Annotated in this window: 13 protein-coding genes; 4 read left to right on the forward strand and 9 right to left on the reverse strand. The window is 56.6% G+C overall.

Translation table 11 applies throughout. The features are described 5' to 3' along the window. Window positions 1-3: 3 nt before the first annotated feature. The 4 genes from V1599_RS13180 to V1599_RS13195 all read right to left on the reverse strand — a co-directional run bounded on the left by V1599_RS13180 (window position 4) and on the right by V1599_RS13195 (window position 5,090). Window positions 4-2,388 (reverse strand): glucose/quinate/shikimate family membrane-bound PQQ-dependent dehydrogenase, encoded by a 2,385-nt coding sequence (locus V1599_RS13180; RefSeq protein ID WP_395300202.1) that lies wholly within the window; start codon window positions 2,386-2,388, stop codon window positions 4-6. Between the two features lie 268 nt (window positions 2,389-2,656). Then, on the reverse strand, window positions 2,657-3,580 hold the full coding sequence (locus V1599_RS13185) for a LysR substrate-binding domain-containing protein (RefSeq protein ID WP_112009959.1): 924 nt from the start codon (window positions 3,578-3,580) through the stop codon (window positions 2,657-2,659). A gap of 184 nt (window positions 3,581-3,764) precedes the next feature. Next, entirely contained in the window at window positions 3,765-4,649 is an 885-nt protein-coding gene (locus tag V1599_RS13190; protein ID WP_395300203.1) for an SDR family oxidoreductase, read from the reverse strand. Window positions 4,650-4,700: 51 nt separating this feature from the next. Continuing rightward, window positions 4,701-5,090 carry a YdeI family stress tolerance OB fold protein gene (locus tag V1599_RS13195; RefSeq protein ID WP_395300204.1) on the reverse strand — a complete coding sequence of 130 codons (390 nt, stop codon included), beginning with the start codon at window positions 5,088-5,090 and terminating at the stop codon, window positions 4,701-4,703. Window positions 5,091-5,229: 139 nt separating this feature from the next. On the opposite strand from V1599_RS13195, the gene V1599_RS13200 reads away from it, so the two are divergent. The 3 genes from V1599_RS13200 to V1599_RS13210 are packed head-to-tail and all read left to right on the forward strand — an operon-like array spanning window position 5,230 to window position 6,719. Next, complete coding sequence (locus V1599_RS13200; protein WP_112010156.1) at window positions 5,230-5,733, forward strand: hypothetical protein; 504 nt, start codon at window positions 5,230-5,232, stop codon at window positions 5,731-5,733. Between the two features lie 9 nt (window positions 5,734-5,742). Then, window positions 5,743-6,189, forward strand: coding sequence for a DUF421 domain-containing protein (locus V1599_RS13205; protein WP_112009962.1), 447 nt, complete (start codon window positions 5,743-5,745; stop codon window positions 6,187-6,189). Between the two features lie 11 nt (window positions 6,190-6,200). Next, window positions 6,201-6,719 carry a 2-oxo-tetronate isomerase gene (locus tag V1599_RS13210; protein ID WP_112009963.1) on the forward strand — a complete coding sequence of 173 codons (519 nt, stop codon included), beginning with the start codon at window positions 6,201-6,203 and terminating at the stop codon, window positions 6,717-6,719. Between the two features lie 35 nt (window positions 6,720-6,754). Here V1599_RS13210 and cydB read toward each other — a convergent pair whose 3' ends face one another. From cydB to V1599_RS13235, 5 genes are all read right to left on the reverse strand, one after another. Next, window positions 6,755-7,765, reverse strand: a complete 1,011-nt coding sequence (gene cydB, locus V1599_RS13215) for a cytochrome d ubiquinol oxidase subunit II (protein WP_112009964.1) — start codon at window positions 7,763-7,765, stop codon at window positions 6,755-6,757. After that, window positions 7,765-9,168 carry a cytochrome ubiquinol oxidase subunit I gene (locus V1599_RS13220; protein ID WP_395300205.1) on the reverse strand — a complete coding sequence of 468 codons (1,404 nt, stop codon included), beginning with the start codon at window positions 9,166-9,168 and terminating at the stop codon, window positions 7,765-7,767. The genes cydB and V1599_RS13220 overlap by 1 nt, the downstream gene beginning before the upstream one ends. 26 nt (window positions 9,169-9,194) lie before the next feature. Next, window positions 9,195-9,701, reverse strand: coding sequence for a ferritin-like domain-containing protein (locus V1599_RS13225; RefSeq protein ID WP_112009966.1), 507 nt, complete (start codon window positions 9,699-9,701; stop codon window positions 9,195-9,197). 139 nt (window positions 9,702-9,840) lie between these two features. Continuing rightward, window positions 9,841-10,332, reverse strand: a complete 492-nt coding sequence (locus V1599_RS13230) for a ferritin-like domain-containing protein (protein ID WP_112009967.1) — start codon at window positions 10,330-10,332, stop codon at window positions 9,841-9,843. 90 nt (window positions 10,333-10,422) lie between these two features. Then, window positions 10,423-10,608: a general stress protein gene (locus V1599_RS13235; protein ID WP_112009968.1), complete on the reverse strand. Its 186-nt coding sequence runs from the start codon at window positions 10,606-10,608 to the stop codon at window positions 10,423-10,425. 458 nt (window positions 10,609-11,066) lie between these two features. Between V1599_RS13235 and V1599_RS13240 the strand changes: the two genes are divergently transcribed. Beyond that, window positions 11,067-12,410 carry a VOC family protein gene (locus V1599_RS13240; protein ID WP_112009969.1) on the forward strand — a complete coding sequence of 448 codons (1,344 nt, stop codon included), beginning with the start codon at window positions 11,067-11,069 and terminating at the stop codon, window positions 12,408-12,410. Window positions 12,411-12,420 lie beyond the last annotated feature (10 nt).

The raw sequence follows: 12,420 nt of genomic DNA on the forward strand, positions 1-12,420 counted from the left end.
GCTTTATTTCTTATCGGGTAACGCGTACGCGATGATGTAATCACCGCGGTCCGGCGACTGGCGCGCGCCGCCGGCGTTGATGATGATGTACTGCTTGCCGGTTTTCGGCGAAACGTAGGTCATCGGGCCGGACTGGCTTCCCACCGGCAGACGGTCTTTCCAGATCTCTTTCCCGGTCGCGGTATCGAACGCGCGCAGGTAGAAATCCTGCGTGCCGGCGAAGAACAGCAGGCCGGACTGCGTAGAAAGCGACGCACCGAGGGTTGGCATGCCGATTGGGATCGGCATGTGCATGCGGATCCCCAGCGGACCGGTGTCTTCAACGGTACCAACCGGAACCTGCCACACCAGCTTGCCTGACTTCAGGTCAACGGCTGACATCGTGCCGAACGGCGGCTTCTGGCACGGAATGCCCAGCGGAGACAGGAAGCGCTCGCGCATGGCGCCGAACGGCGTACCGTCCATCGGCACAATGCCCATCTCGATGCCGCTGGCGTCCTTCGCCACGTTAGCGCGAGGAACCATGTAGTTTGCCAGGCCCAGGCGCATGTCGTTCACGAACATCAGGCCGTTGTTCGGGTCAACCGACACGCTGCCCCAGTTCATCCCGCCGAGAGAGCCGGGGAACTGCAGCGAGCGGTCCAGGCCCGGTGGCGTAAAGATGCCCTGATGGCGCATCTCTTTAAACTGAATGCGGCACAGCAGAAGATCGACAGGCGTCGCGCCCCACATGTCGGATTCGGTCAGCGTCTGGTTGCCGATCATCGGCATGCCGACGGAATACGGCTGGGTAGGGGAATAGCGCTCGCCTTCGACGTTACCGACGGGAACGGGGCGCTCTTCCACTTTCGCAACCGGCTTGCCGGTTTCGCGGTTGAGCATGAAGATCATGCCCTGCTTGCTGGTCTGGACCAGCACCGGCGTGGTGCCGCCCTTACCGTCAGGCAGGTCGTACAGCAGCGGCTGGGACGGCAGGTCGAAGTCCCACAGGTCGTGGTGCGTCGTCTGGAAGTGCCAGCGTACCTTGCCGGTGGTGGCATCTACCGCCACAACGGAGGAGCTGTATTTATCGTCCAGCGCGGTGCGCTCACCGGCCCAGAAGTCAGGCGTGGCGTTACCGGTCGGGAGATAGATCAGGTTAAGCTTTGCGTCGTAAGACATGGCTGACCAGACGTTTGGCGTACCGCGCGTATAGGTTTGCCCTTCAGGCGGCAGGCCGGTCAGGTTCGGGTTGCCCGGGTCCCACGCCCACGCCAGCTTCCCGGAGTGAACGTCGTAGGCGCGGACCACGCCCGGCGGTTCGCCGGTAGAGAAGTTATCCGCCACGCGTCCGCCGACCACCACCACATTGCCCGCCACCAGCGGCGTTGAGGTCTGCTGGTAGTAGCCCGGCTTGATTTCACCCATCCCGACGCTCAGATCGACAGTGCCGCGATCGCCAAAGTCTTCGCAGACCTTGCCGTTATCGGCATTGATGGCAATCAGGCGGGCATCGGTCGTCGGCAGGAACAGGCGGCGCGGACAGGCCGCAGGCTGCGTCGCTTCCTGTGACGTTGTCACGTTCTGGTGCTCTTCATAATAGCCCAGGCCGCGGCAGCGCTGCCAGTTAGGCGCGGTGGCTTTTGAATCGTAGCGCCATTTCTCTTTGCCGGAATCCACGTCCAGCGCCAGCACCTTGCTGTACGGCGTGCACACGTAAAGCGTATCGCCTACCTGAAGCGGGGTGTTTTGATCTTCCGCGCCGGAGCCGTTGCTCTGCGGAATGTCTCCCGTGTGCGCAACCCAGGCGACCTTGAGATCATTCACGTTTTGCTTGTTGATCTGATCGAGCGCGGCGAAGCGATCGCCGTGGGTGGTGTTGCCCCAGTGCTCCCAGTTCTTTTGCTCTTCGCCAGGGACGACGGGCTTAACCGGAACCGCCTCGTTCGCCGCGACCAGCGTCTGCGGCTTAAACATCCAGCCCAGGCTTGCCAGCATGGCGACGGCCAGCACGGCCGCCACCCCGAACGCAGGGGCTTTGGCGACGGGCGCACCGCGCTGTGCCGCGCGCAGATAAGGCCAGACGAGGGCACAAAGGAACGCCAGCACCGCAAGGGTAAACAGGCGTGAGAAAAGCGGCCAGAAGTCCCAGCCCGCGTCGCTCACCGCCCAGAATAGCGAGGCGATAAACGCCACGGCGTAAAGCACGATACCGCTGGTGCGGTTGAGGAAAATCAGGACGGCGGAAACCACCATCACGATTCCTACGATCAGGAAGTACCAGCTTCCGCCTACGGTGGCGAGCTTGAGGCCCAATCCACCTATAGCCAGACCGATGATTGCCATCAGTCCGGCGAGGAGCCACTGAAGAACCCGAGGGGCCCCGCGCGGCGCACTGCCATTAGCCATTTCTGTCTCCTTAAATACTCACGTCTTTTCCGGTCCGTGCAGCGTGTACCAAATGGATAAACCCTGACGAGAGAAATGTTGTTTTATGCCAAATTATTGCGTTGAATTCACCTTTTTGGATGTTATTGCGAACCATATGGTGAATGCGCATATCATAAAACTGTTAAATTGTTTTGCGCAATTGTTAATGAGTGATTTCGCATTTAATGATTAGCGCACGGGACGTTCCCCTCACCCCTTTGGGGGGGAGAGGGTCAGGGGATGAGATTCAGGCGGGCATGGATTTACGAATGGCGCTGAGCAGCGCCTGCGCGCCCGATGAGAGCGGCGCATCCACGCGCGTGAGAATGCCGATCGGTTCGCCGGCTCCGGGCGAGGCCACGGGAAGCGCCGTTAGCGTGCCGTGGCGCAGATCGTCTTTGACCGCACCGGACGGCACGAACCAGACGTAGTCATAGTCGACGGTGAGCTGGCGAGAAAGCGAGGCCGAGAGGGTTTCAATGCAGCCGGACGGCAGCGTGCAGCCCTGAAGCTGCAGGAGTGCCTCCGCGTTGTCCCGCGGTACGGTGCCTTTCGGAGACACCACAACCGGCCACTCCATCACGCGGCTCAGGGTCACGGTGTCGTGCAGCAGCGGGTGATTAGGGCGTACAACCAGCTTGAGCGATTCGAGGAACAGCAGCTCGTAGCTGAGGCCGGTCATGAGCTCCGGGTCCGACATACGGCCGATTCCCAGATCCAGCTCGCCGGACTTCAGGCCCGCCAGCAGCATGGTGTTATTCATCGTGGCGACCTGCAGGGTGGTCTCTTTTTGCTGCTTGTGGAACTGGCCGATTACGGCTGGCAAAATGCCCAGCGCCGCCGTCGGCAGCGCGCCGATGCGGACAATGTCGTTCGCCTGCGGCTCTTTGCGGTTCAGCGCCTGGCCCGCCGTGTTCAGCGCGTCGAGCACTTTTACCGCATGCGTCAGGAACTGTTCGCCAACAAGGGTAAGCTGCGCGCCGAGGCGACCGCGGTCGAACAGGCGGGTGCCGGTAAGCTGCTCCAGCTCGTTGAGGGTTTTGGAGAGCGCAGGCTGGCTCAGGTTAAGGGTTTCAGCCGCACGCCCCAGCGTTCCCTGTTGGGCGACGGCCACAAAAGTATGCAAATGGCGCAAGCGTATGCGCTGACTGAACAGACCATTTTTTTCCATAGGCGATGTTAAAAACAGAGCGATGCGGGTGACAAGTGAAGTTGTTTAATTTTGATAACCAGATAGCAAAATATTTTTAACATTTGATCTGTTTGAGTTACAACATTTTTTTCAACGGCGGGGGTAATGAACGTCCTTGTTCATTTACTGCTCATTGCGGGGGGGGGGGGAAATCACTTTCCCGTTAGATCACGCCGTCACCGCCGTCAGAACACCACACCTGGCCGGACGCAAATGAACATTCATCCGAGGCCAGCGTAACGTAAAGCGGGGCAATCTCGACGGGTTGACCCGGGCGTCCCAGCGGGGTGTCGCCGCCAAACTCCTTCACTTTTTCCATCGGCTGACCGCCGCTTGGCTGCAGAACCGTCCAGTAAGGGCCTGGTGCTACCGCATTAACGCGAATACCTTTCGGGCCCAGCTGTTTGGCTAAGGATTTGGTAAACACGGCCAGACAGGCCTTGGTCTGGGCGTAGTCCAGGAGACCGGCGCTGGGCTTCACCGCCTGAACGGAGGAGGTATTAATGATAACCGAGGACGCTTTCAGGTGGCGCAACGCCGCCTTTGTGATCCAGAAGGGGGCGTAGACGTTAGTTTTAAACGTGGCGTCAAAGTCTTCTGTGGTCAGCTCTTCCAGGGATTCACGGTACTGCTGACGGCCTGCGTTATTGATCAGAATATCCAGTCCGCCCAGTTGAGAGACGGCTTCCTCTACCAACTTCGTACAGAAGGTTTCGTCCCGGATATCTCCCGGCAGCGCGACGGCGTTGCGTCCTTCCGCTTTGATCAGGTCAATGACCTCTGCGGCGTCTTTTTCCTCTTCCGGCAGGTAGTTGATGGCGACGTCGGCCCCTTCGCGGGCATAGGCGATGGCTACCGCGCGGCCAATACCCGAGTCGCCGCCGGTAATCAGCGCTTTTTTCCCTGCGAGGCGACCGTGTCCTTTGTAGCTATTTTCCCCGTGGTCAGGGACGGGTTGCATTTCTGACGCCAGCCCCGGCGGCGATTGTGGCTGCTCCGGGAAAGGGGGTTGCGGATAAGCGTTCTTACGTTGTGAAGTATCACTCATAGCTGACTCCTTAAGCCTTGATGGATAGTTGCAGCGTTAACGCTTTAGCGATCATTTTTGTAAACGATCGACACGAACGACGGCAGGCGAGGATTTTTTGTCAAGTGAACCATTGATACCGATCATCTGGTCGGGTTTTACCGTTCTGCCATCGAAGACTGCCTGCGGAATAATAACGTCGATTTTTCCAGTTTTATCCTGAAAAACATATTTATCGCCGCTACCCTCAATAAGATTACCGCGCAATGAAATAGTCGCACCGTCGTGCATTTCTTTTGCCTGTTCGATGGTCATCATTCGCGCGTCCTCGGTTCCACGATATCCACTATCCAGCGCGTGCGGCGGCGGCGGTGCGTCACCCTTTTGTAGGCCGCCGTTATTATCGGCCCAGGCGGCAGGAACCAGAAATATCAGTAAAGCGGAAACGGGAGCTAATTTCATTTGCTATCCTTTATTTAATCATGCCTTGACTTGTTAAGTATTGTTGCTATTCCTTTATGTGGCAAATGTAATAAGTCCTAAAAGCATTCGCGTTGAAAATCAAAAATATCGGATAATAAGCGAAACGGTGACGATGGCCATGAAACGTGAAAATCAAAAGCTGCCTGGGGTAGATGAAAGTTATCGCTTGCTGTCGTTTGAATACGCGTTTCGTCAGGTAGGTTTTATTGTACTGCTGGGTATTATTATCGCGGCGATCGCCGGTCTGTTTTCACGCGGGTGGATAAGCGATACGGTCAGGAAAAATTCCGCTGCATCACTGAGCATAAACTATGAACGCTTCGGGCGGCGTGAGACCGAGACGCGGATGGCGCTGGCGTTCCCGGTGAAAACAGAGGGGAAGTATGTTCTTAGTATGACCAGCGAGAGCAGCGATGTTTACGAGCCTGGCAGCGTCTGGCCGCAGCCGGACGCCATGTTTAGCCGCGGAAATACCCTCTATTTTGTTTATAACAGCCTTAAAAAGTCAGACAGCTTCTCCATACTACTCTTCACGACACCGTCCAGAGCCGGTAAATGGCACACGATCCTCCGCGTCAACGACGAGCCGGAAATTAACATCTGGCAATTTATCTACCCCTAGGAGGCTGATATGGATATGGTCTTTCGTGCGTTGGCTATTTACCTTTTCCTTGTCGTGGTGTTTAAAGTGGCCGGGCGGCGGGCGCTGCTGCAGATGACCAGCTTCGATCTCATCCTTCTTTTGATAATTAGTGAGGCCACGCAGCAGGCGCTTCTGGGACAAGATTTTTCCGTCACCGGTGCGATGGTTACCATTACCACGCTCGTGGTGGTGGACATTATATTTGGCCTTATGAAGAAATATTTTTCCCCGGTGGAGAATATTCTTGATGGAACCCCTGTCATTCTGGTTGAGAACGGCGTACCTGCAGCCGATAAACTTAAAAAAGTCGATGTATCCTGTGAGGATATACTGGTGTCCGCGCGCCAGAATAACGGCATTACGGAGATGAGTGAGATCAAATATGCCATACTTGAACGTAATGGGCATATTTCGATCATTCCCTTCGAGAAATAAGAGGCGGCAAGATGAGCAATCTTTTTCACGACAGTCATTATACCGTCAGTGAATTAACGAAAACGCTGGCGAGCAAATTAACCGATGCCGGGCTGCGCTTGACCACGGCGGAATCCTGCACCGGTGGAAAACTTTCGGTGGCGCTCTGCGCTGAAGAGAACACGGCCGATTTCTATGACGTTGGACTGGTTGTGTTCAGCGACGAGGCCAAATCGCGGATCCTCGGCGTTAGTCCTGAAACGCTGGCGCGCTATACCGCCGTCAGTGAGCGGACGGTGACCGAGATGGCCGCCAGCATCCGCGACATCGCTCAGGCGGATCTTAGCATTGCCATTAGCGGATATGCGGGCCCGGAAGGGGGCGACGATGGCACGGCGGCTGGGACCGTCTGCTTTGGCTGGAACATACGCGGCGAATCGCAAACCCGCACCGTTCTTTTCTCCGGCGACTGTCAGGACGTCGTGGAAAAAGCGGTCCATTATTCGCTGGCCGAGCTGGTGACAATTCTGTCGGAACGCCCTCTCAGCTGAGCTCACGCGAAGGCGGCAAGGCTGCCATTCCGTCCTCAGTGATAGCCCTCCGTATCAGACACTTTGCCCCGGAAAACGTAGTAGCTCCAGGCGGTATAGACCAGGATGACGGGAATAATCAGTAATGTCCCAACCAGCATAAATAGCTGGCTTGCCGGCGGAGCCGCGGCCTCCCATAGCGTGATGCGCGGAGGAATAATGTTCGGCCACAGGCTGATACCCAGGCCGCTAAACCCGAGGAAGATCAGCCCCAGCGTTAGCAGGAAGGGGCGTGAATGGCTATCCGGATTGCGCGTCAGCCGCCAGATCAGCACGGTAAAAAGCCCAACCAGCAGGGGAACAGGCAGGAACCAGAAGAAGTTGGGCAAGGTAAACCAGCGATCGGCCACGTACTGCCAGCCAAGCGGCGTCCAGACGCTGACCACCGCGATAACCATCACCAGCGCCAGCAGCACGTGGCGGGTCAGCTCGCGCATGCGGGCCTGCAGCGAGCCTTCGCTTTTCATAATCAGCCACGTGGTGCCCAGCAGGGTATAGGCCACGACCAGCCCGACACCGCAGAAAAGATTGAAGGGCGTCAGCCAGTCAAGCGCAGAGCCCACAAACCGTCGCCCCTCCACGTCAAAGCCGTTGATTACCGCGCCAACGACGATCCCCTGGCTAAAGGTGGCGAGCAGCGAGCCGCCGGCAAATGAATAATCCCAGAATTTGCGGTGCGACGGCGTTGCCTTAAAGCGAAACTCGAACGCCACGCCGCGGAAAATGAGCCCGATCAGCATCGCGGTAAGGGGAATCGTCAGCGCATCAATAATCACCGCATAGGCCAGCGGAAAAGCGCCGAACAACCCCGCGCCGCCGAGGACCAGCCAGGTTTCGTTGCCGTCCCACACGGGCGCCACGCTGTTGACCATCACATCGCGCTCTCTGGCATCGCCTACGAAGTTAAACAGCAGACCGATGCCCAAATCAAAGCCATCCATGATGATATACATCAGCGTGGCAAAGACGATGATGGCAAACCAGACCACAGCGATATCGACGCCCATCAGATCCTCTCCTCTTCAGGAACAGACTCAGCGGCAGAAAGCGGACGGGCAGGGGTGCCCGAGGTGTTTGACGTCAGCGTATCGACGGGCTGCGGCCCTTTCTTGATCAGCCGGATGAGGTACACATAGCCCACGCCAAACACCGACGAGTAGACAACGAAGAAGGCCAGCAGGCTGATGCTCATCTGCAGGGTACTGTGGAGTGATACCGCGTCGAGGGTGCGCAGGTAGCCATAGACGACCCACGGCTGACGGCCGACTTCGGTGGTCACCCAGCCGGCAAGCAGCGCCAGCAGCCCGGCAGGCCCCATGCAGAGGGCAAACCAGTGGAACGGGCGCGAGTGGTAAAGCCGCTGGCGATAGCGCAGCCAGACGCTGAGCAAACCGAGGGTTATCATCAGCAGGCCCATGCCGACCATAATGCGGAATGACCAGAAAACGATGGTCGAGTTTGGGCGATCTTCTTTCGGGAAATCCTTCAGCGCCGGAACCTGTTTATCCAGGCTATGCGTCAGGATCAGGCTGCCGAGCGCGGGGATCGCCAGGCCGTATTTGGTGCGCTCCTCTTCCATATCCGGCAGGCCAAACAGCAGCAGCGGGGTGGCCTCGCCGGGCGGATTTTCCCAGTGCCCCTCAATGGCGGCAATTTTAGCGGGCTGATGCTCCAGCGTGTTCAGGCCGTGCATATCGCCGACCACTGCCTGAACAGGGGCCACCAGCAGCGCCATCCACATCGCCATAGAAAACATGGTGCGGATGGCCGGGGTATCGTTACCGCGCAGCAGGTGCCATGCCCCCGACGCGCCGACAAACAGCGCGCTGCTCAGAAACGCGGCAATGGCCATATGAATGAGGCGGTACGGGAATGAGGGGTTAAATACGATCGCCAGCCAGTCCTGCGGAATGACCTGCCCGTTCTCGATAGTGAAACCCTGCGGCGTATGCATCCAGCTGTTCGAGGCGAGGATCCAGAAGGTCGACATCAGCGTGCCGAGCGCCACCATACAGGTGGAAAAGAAGTGTAGCCCCGGGCCAACTTTGTTCCAGCCGAACATCATGACGCCGAGGAAACCTGCTTCGAGGAAAAAGGCGGTAAGGACTTCGTAGGTGAGCAGCGGGCCGGTGATACTGCCCGCAAACTGGGAAAAGCCGCTCCAGTTGGTGCCAAACTGGTACGCCATGACCAGCCCGGACACCACGCCCATGCCGAAATTAACGGCGAATATCTTAAGCCAGAAGTGATACAGCGAACACCAGACGTCGTTTTTGGTGCGTAGCCACATCCCCTCAAGCACCACCAGATAGCTGGCAAGCCCAATGGTGATGGCAGGGAAGAGAATGTGGAAAGAGACGGTAAAGGCGAACTGAATTCTGGCCAGATGAAACGCGTCGAGTTCGAACATGGGCCATGCCTCATATAAGGAAACGGCTATTTTTTAGCTTCAACGCCGTCCGCGTCGGAGCGCATCAGGAACTGCTCCGTCGTTTGCGGAATATGGCGGATCAGCCAGTCGGCCATCTCACGCTCTTCTGCCAGAATGCTTTCAATCGCGGGGATGGACGCGGTGTCGCCCGCTTTTTTCGCGGCCGCCAGTAATGAAGTGTAGCAGGCAATTTCAAACTGCTCGAAGACGTATCCGCTGATGGAGCCTTTGACGATCTCATCCGAGGGGAACATGCCGCCGATAGACTGGCCGAGCGCCGCCATTTTGCTCATGGAGTCTTTTAAGACCGAGCGGGAAATATCGTTGCGATCGAGGATTTCTTCCAGCAGCGTTATTTGACGCTTCGTTTCATTAACGTGCTGTTCAATACGGGCGCGAAGGTCAGGGTAGTTGTCAATACGGCTGGCCATCGATTCGAGCATGGATTCGGCTTGCTTTTCCATCGCATGGGCATCGCGTAGCCAGTCGTGGTAGTGTTCTACGTGATTCATAGTCAGTTCCTCAGGTAAGTCTGCGTATTTGAATACAGAATGGATTGCCGGAATGCGCTCTATTACTTATGCCGTTAAATGGCATCGTATAATTAATTTGAAACTGATGCTCATTAAATTAAACCTGAAAAAAGCGAGATTATTGCGCTTTTTGATTAATATTTCCTACGGCAAGATCGGTGAGTTTAAGGTCGGTGCTTTTTTCTTCTTCAAGCGTTTGAACCAGAAGCTTAACGGCTTTTTTATAGCCGAGCTGTTCTGCCAGGGTGGCCAGGGTGCCGTAGCTGGCTATTTCGTAGTGCTCGACTTTTTGCGCTGCGGCAATTAATGCAGCATCGCGAACTTCATTCTTTTCGGTACTTTCAACCACTTCATTAGCCTCTTCAATGAGGCCTTCCATTGCAACGCACTTCATGCGTTTAATTTTGATACCTGATTCCTGCTCTACGATCTGGTCAATACGTTCAATTTGACCGTGAGTTTCTTCCAGGTGGGCTGTAAACGCGGCGCTGAGTTTTTCACTTGAGGCGGCGCGAGAAAGTTTGCTTAATGCACGCGTAAGCTGTTTTTCTGCGCTATAGGTATCTGACAGGAGATGGATAAAGACGTCTTCAAGAGTTTTCATATTCATATTGGAGTTCCTGGACAAAAGAAGAGGGAACTGCGGACCCTTGGACCCGCAGCCTGCTTTCATAAATAAATGCAAAAGTCGTTATTTCGGTCAGGATTTATCAGACTTACGGCCTCCGCCGTGGCTATTTTCTCCGCCTTTCTTGCCGGCTTCAGATGCGCGTTGCGGATCATTTTTAAAATTCCCGCCGCTGTGCTGACCGCCTTTGCGTCCGGCGTCAGATGCTTTTTCACGGTCCTGCGCGAAATTACCGGAACCACCACGATGCTCTGCCATATAAAACCTCATATATTGGTTATGTCAGTAAGATACGAAAATAATCCGTATCCGTCGTCGTTCGAGTTATAACTGTAGTTGGATATGGCCATCCGTCAAATGCGTTTTGTAAACCCGCGCTTCGTTATGATAATATTTTTTGGCGTTAGCGTTGCGTTTCATGGAAATATATTTTTGACGCAATAAGCGTTAAGTGGGTCTTCTTTATCTGGTTTTTAAAAATATCATCTGAGAATAATTGTTGATGGACCAGATTATTCTCATTAACGCAGCGTGAGAAATAAAGTGGCGCAACGTGGAGAAAGCGAAACGGCAAAGCGAAACTAAAAAGTTTCAGACGCCTCCCGCCGTACAGGGTTTGACCACTCATGTTCAAAGATCACACTTTGTAAATTCTTCCCGCCGGAAGGAACGGGTTTCTCTACACTCCAGGTAGTATTCACTGGAGATATGACATCATGGCGAACACCATCACGGCTGATGATATTCGGGAGCATTTTTCGCAGGCAATGTCGGCGATGTACCAGCAGGAAGTTCCGCAGTACGGCACGCTGCTGGAGCTGGTAGCCGACGTAAACCTGGCGGTGCTTGAGGATAATCCCCTTTTACATGAACAGCTGGCCAATGCCGACGAGCTGGCGCGGCTGAACGTCGAGCGGCACGGCGCGATCCGCGTGGGTACCGCGCGGGAGCTCGCTACGCTGCGCCGAATGTTTGCCATTATGGGCATGTACCCGGTCAGCTATTACGATCTCTCCCAGGCGGGCGTTCCCGTCCACTCCACGGCGTTTCGCCCCGTCGACGACGCGGCGCTCTGCCGCAATCCGTTTCGCATATTTACCTCGCTGCTGCGCCTTGAGCTGATTGAAAACGCCGCGCTGCGCGATCGGGCGGCGGCGATCCTGTCCCGTCGACATATCTTTACCCCGCGCTGCCTTGAGCTTCTCGACCTGCATGAATCGGCGGGAGAGTTTACCGAGGCGCAGGCGCGCGAGTTTGTTAAGGAAGCGCTGGAAACCTTCCGCTGGCACCGACACGCGACCGTGGACCAGGAAACCTATCAGGCGCTGAGCAACGAGCATCGCCTGATCGCCGACGTGGTGTGCTTCCCGGGCTGCCACATTAACCACCTCACGCCGCGGACGCTGGACATTGACCGGGTGCAGGAGCTGATGCCGAAATACGGCATCGAACCCAAGATCCTGATTGAAGGGCCGCCGCGCCGCGAGGTGCCGATCCTGCTGCGCCAGACCAGCTTCAAGGCGCTGGAGGAGCCGGTGCTTTTCGCCGGTGAGCACAAAGGTACGCACACCGCGCGCTTCGGTGAAATTGAGCAGCGTGGGGTGGCGCTCACCCCAAAAGGACGCGAGCTGTACGATAGCCTGCTGGGGCAGGCGGGGACGGGGAAAGATAACCTGACGCACCAGCTTCAGCTGCGCGAGGTGTTTAGCGCCTTCCCGGACAGCGAAATGTTCTTGCGCCGCCAGGGGCTGGCCTATTTCCGCTACCGCCTGACGCCCGCGGGCGAAGCGCACCGCCACGCGTTTCGCGCGGGCGACGATCCGCAGCCGCTCATCGAGCGCGGGTGGGTAATCGCCCAGCCGATTACCTACGAGGACTTTCTGCCCGTCAGCGCGGCAGGAATATTTCAGTCTAACCTGGGCAACGAAACCCAGGCGCGCAGCCACGGCAACGCCAGCCGCGACGCGTTCGAAGCGGCCCTCGGCAGCCCGGTGCTGGACGAATTCACCCTCTATCAGGAGGCGGAAGCGCGCAGTAAACAGCGTTGCGGTTTGCTCTGAAACCGTTACT

The organism is Enterobacter sp. ECC-175, from assembly GCF_043968675.1.
In the GTDB taxonomy this organism is placed as follows: domain Bacteria; phylum Pseudomonadota; class Gammaproteobacteria; order Enterobacterales; family Enterobacteriaceae; genus Enterobacter.

Bases quoted from the DNA above. Each gene is read 5' to 3' on its own strand.
- V1599_RS13180 (WP_395300202.1), bottom strand. From the start codon at position 2,388: ATGGCTAATGGCAGTGCGCCGCGCGGGGCCCCTCGGGTTCTTCAGTGG.
- V1599_RS13185 (WP_112009959.1), bottom strand. From the start codon at position 3,580: ATGGAAAAAAATGGTCTGTTCAGTCAGCGCATACGCTTGCGCCATTTG.
- V1599_RS13190 (WP_395300203.1), bottom strand. From the start codon at position 4,649: ATGAGTGATACTTCACAACGTAAGAACGCTTATCCGCAACCCCCTTTC.
- V1599_RS13195 (WP_395300204.1), bottom strand. From the start codon at position 5,090: ATGAAATTAGCTCCCGTTTCCGCTTTACTGATATTTCTGGTTCCTGCC.
- V1599_RS13200 (WP_112010156.1), top strand. From the start codon at position 5,230: ATGAAACGTGAAAATCAAAAGCTGCCTGGGGTAGATGAAAGTTATCGC.
- V1599_RS13205 (WP_112009962.1), top strand. From the start codon at position 5,743: ATGGATATGGTCTTTCGTGCGTTGGCTATTTACCTTTTCCTTGTCGTG.
- V1599_RS13210 (WP_112009963.1), top strand. From the start codon at position 6,201: ATGAGCAATCTTTTTCACGACAGTCATTATACCGTCAGTGAATTAACG.
- cydB (WP_112009964.1), bottom strand. From the start codon at position 7,765: ATGGGCGTCGATATCGCTGTGGTCTGGTTTGCCATCATCGTCTTTGCC.
- V1599_RS13220 (WP_395300205.1), bottom strand. From the start codon at position 9,168: ATGTTCGAACTCGACGCGTTTCATCTGGCCAGAATTCAGTTCGCCTTT.
- V1599_RS13225 (WP_112009966.1), bottom strand. From the start codon at position 9,701: ATGAATCACGTAGAACACTACCACGACTGGCTACGCGATGCCCATGCG.
- V1599_RS13230 (WP_112009967.1), bottom strand. From the start codon at position 10,332: ATGAATATGAAAACTCTTGAAGACGTCTTTATCCATCTCCTGTCAGAT.
- V1599_RS13235 (WP_112009968.1), bottom strand. From the start codon at position 10,608: ATGGCAGAGCATCGTGGTGGTTCCGGTAATTTCGCGCAGGACCGTGAA.
- V1599_RS13240 (WP_112009969.1), top strand. From the start codon at position 11,067: ATGGCGAACACCATCACGGCTGATGATATTCGGGAGCATTTTTCGCAG.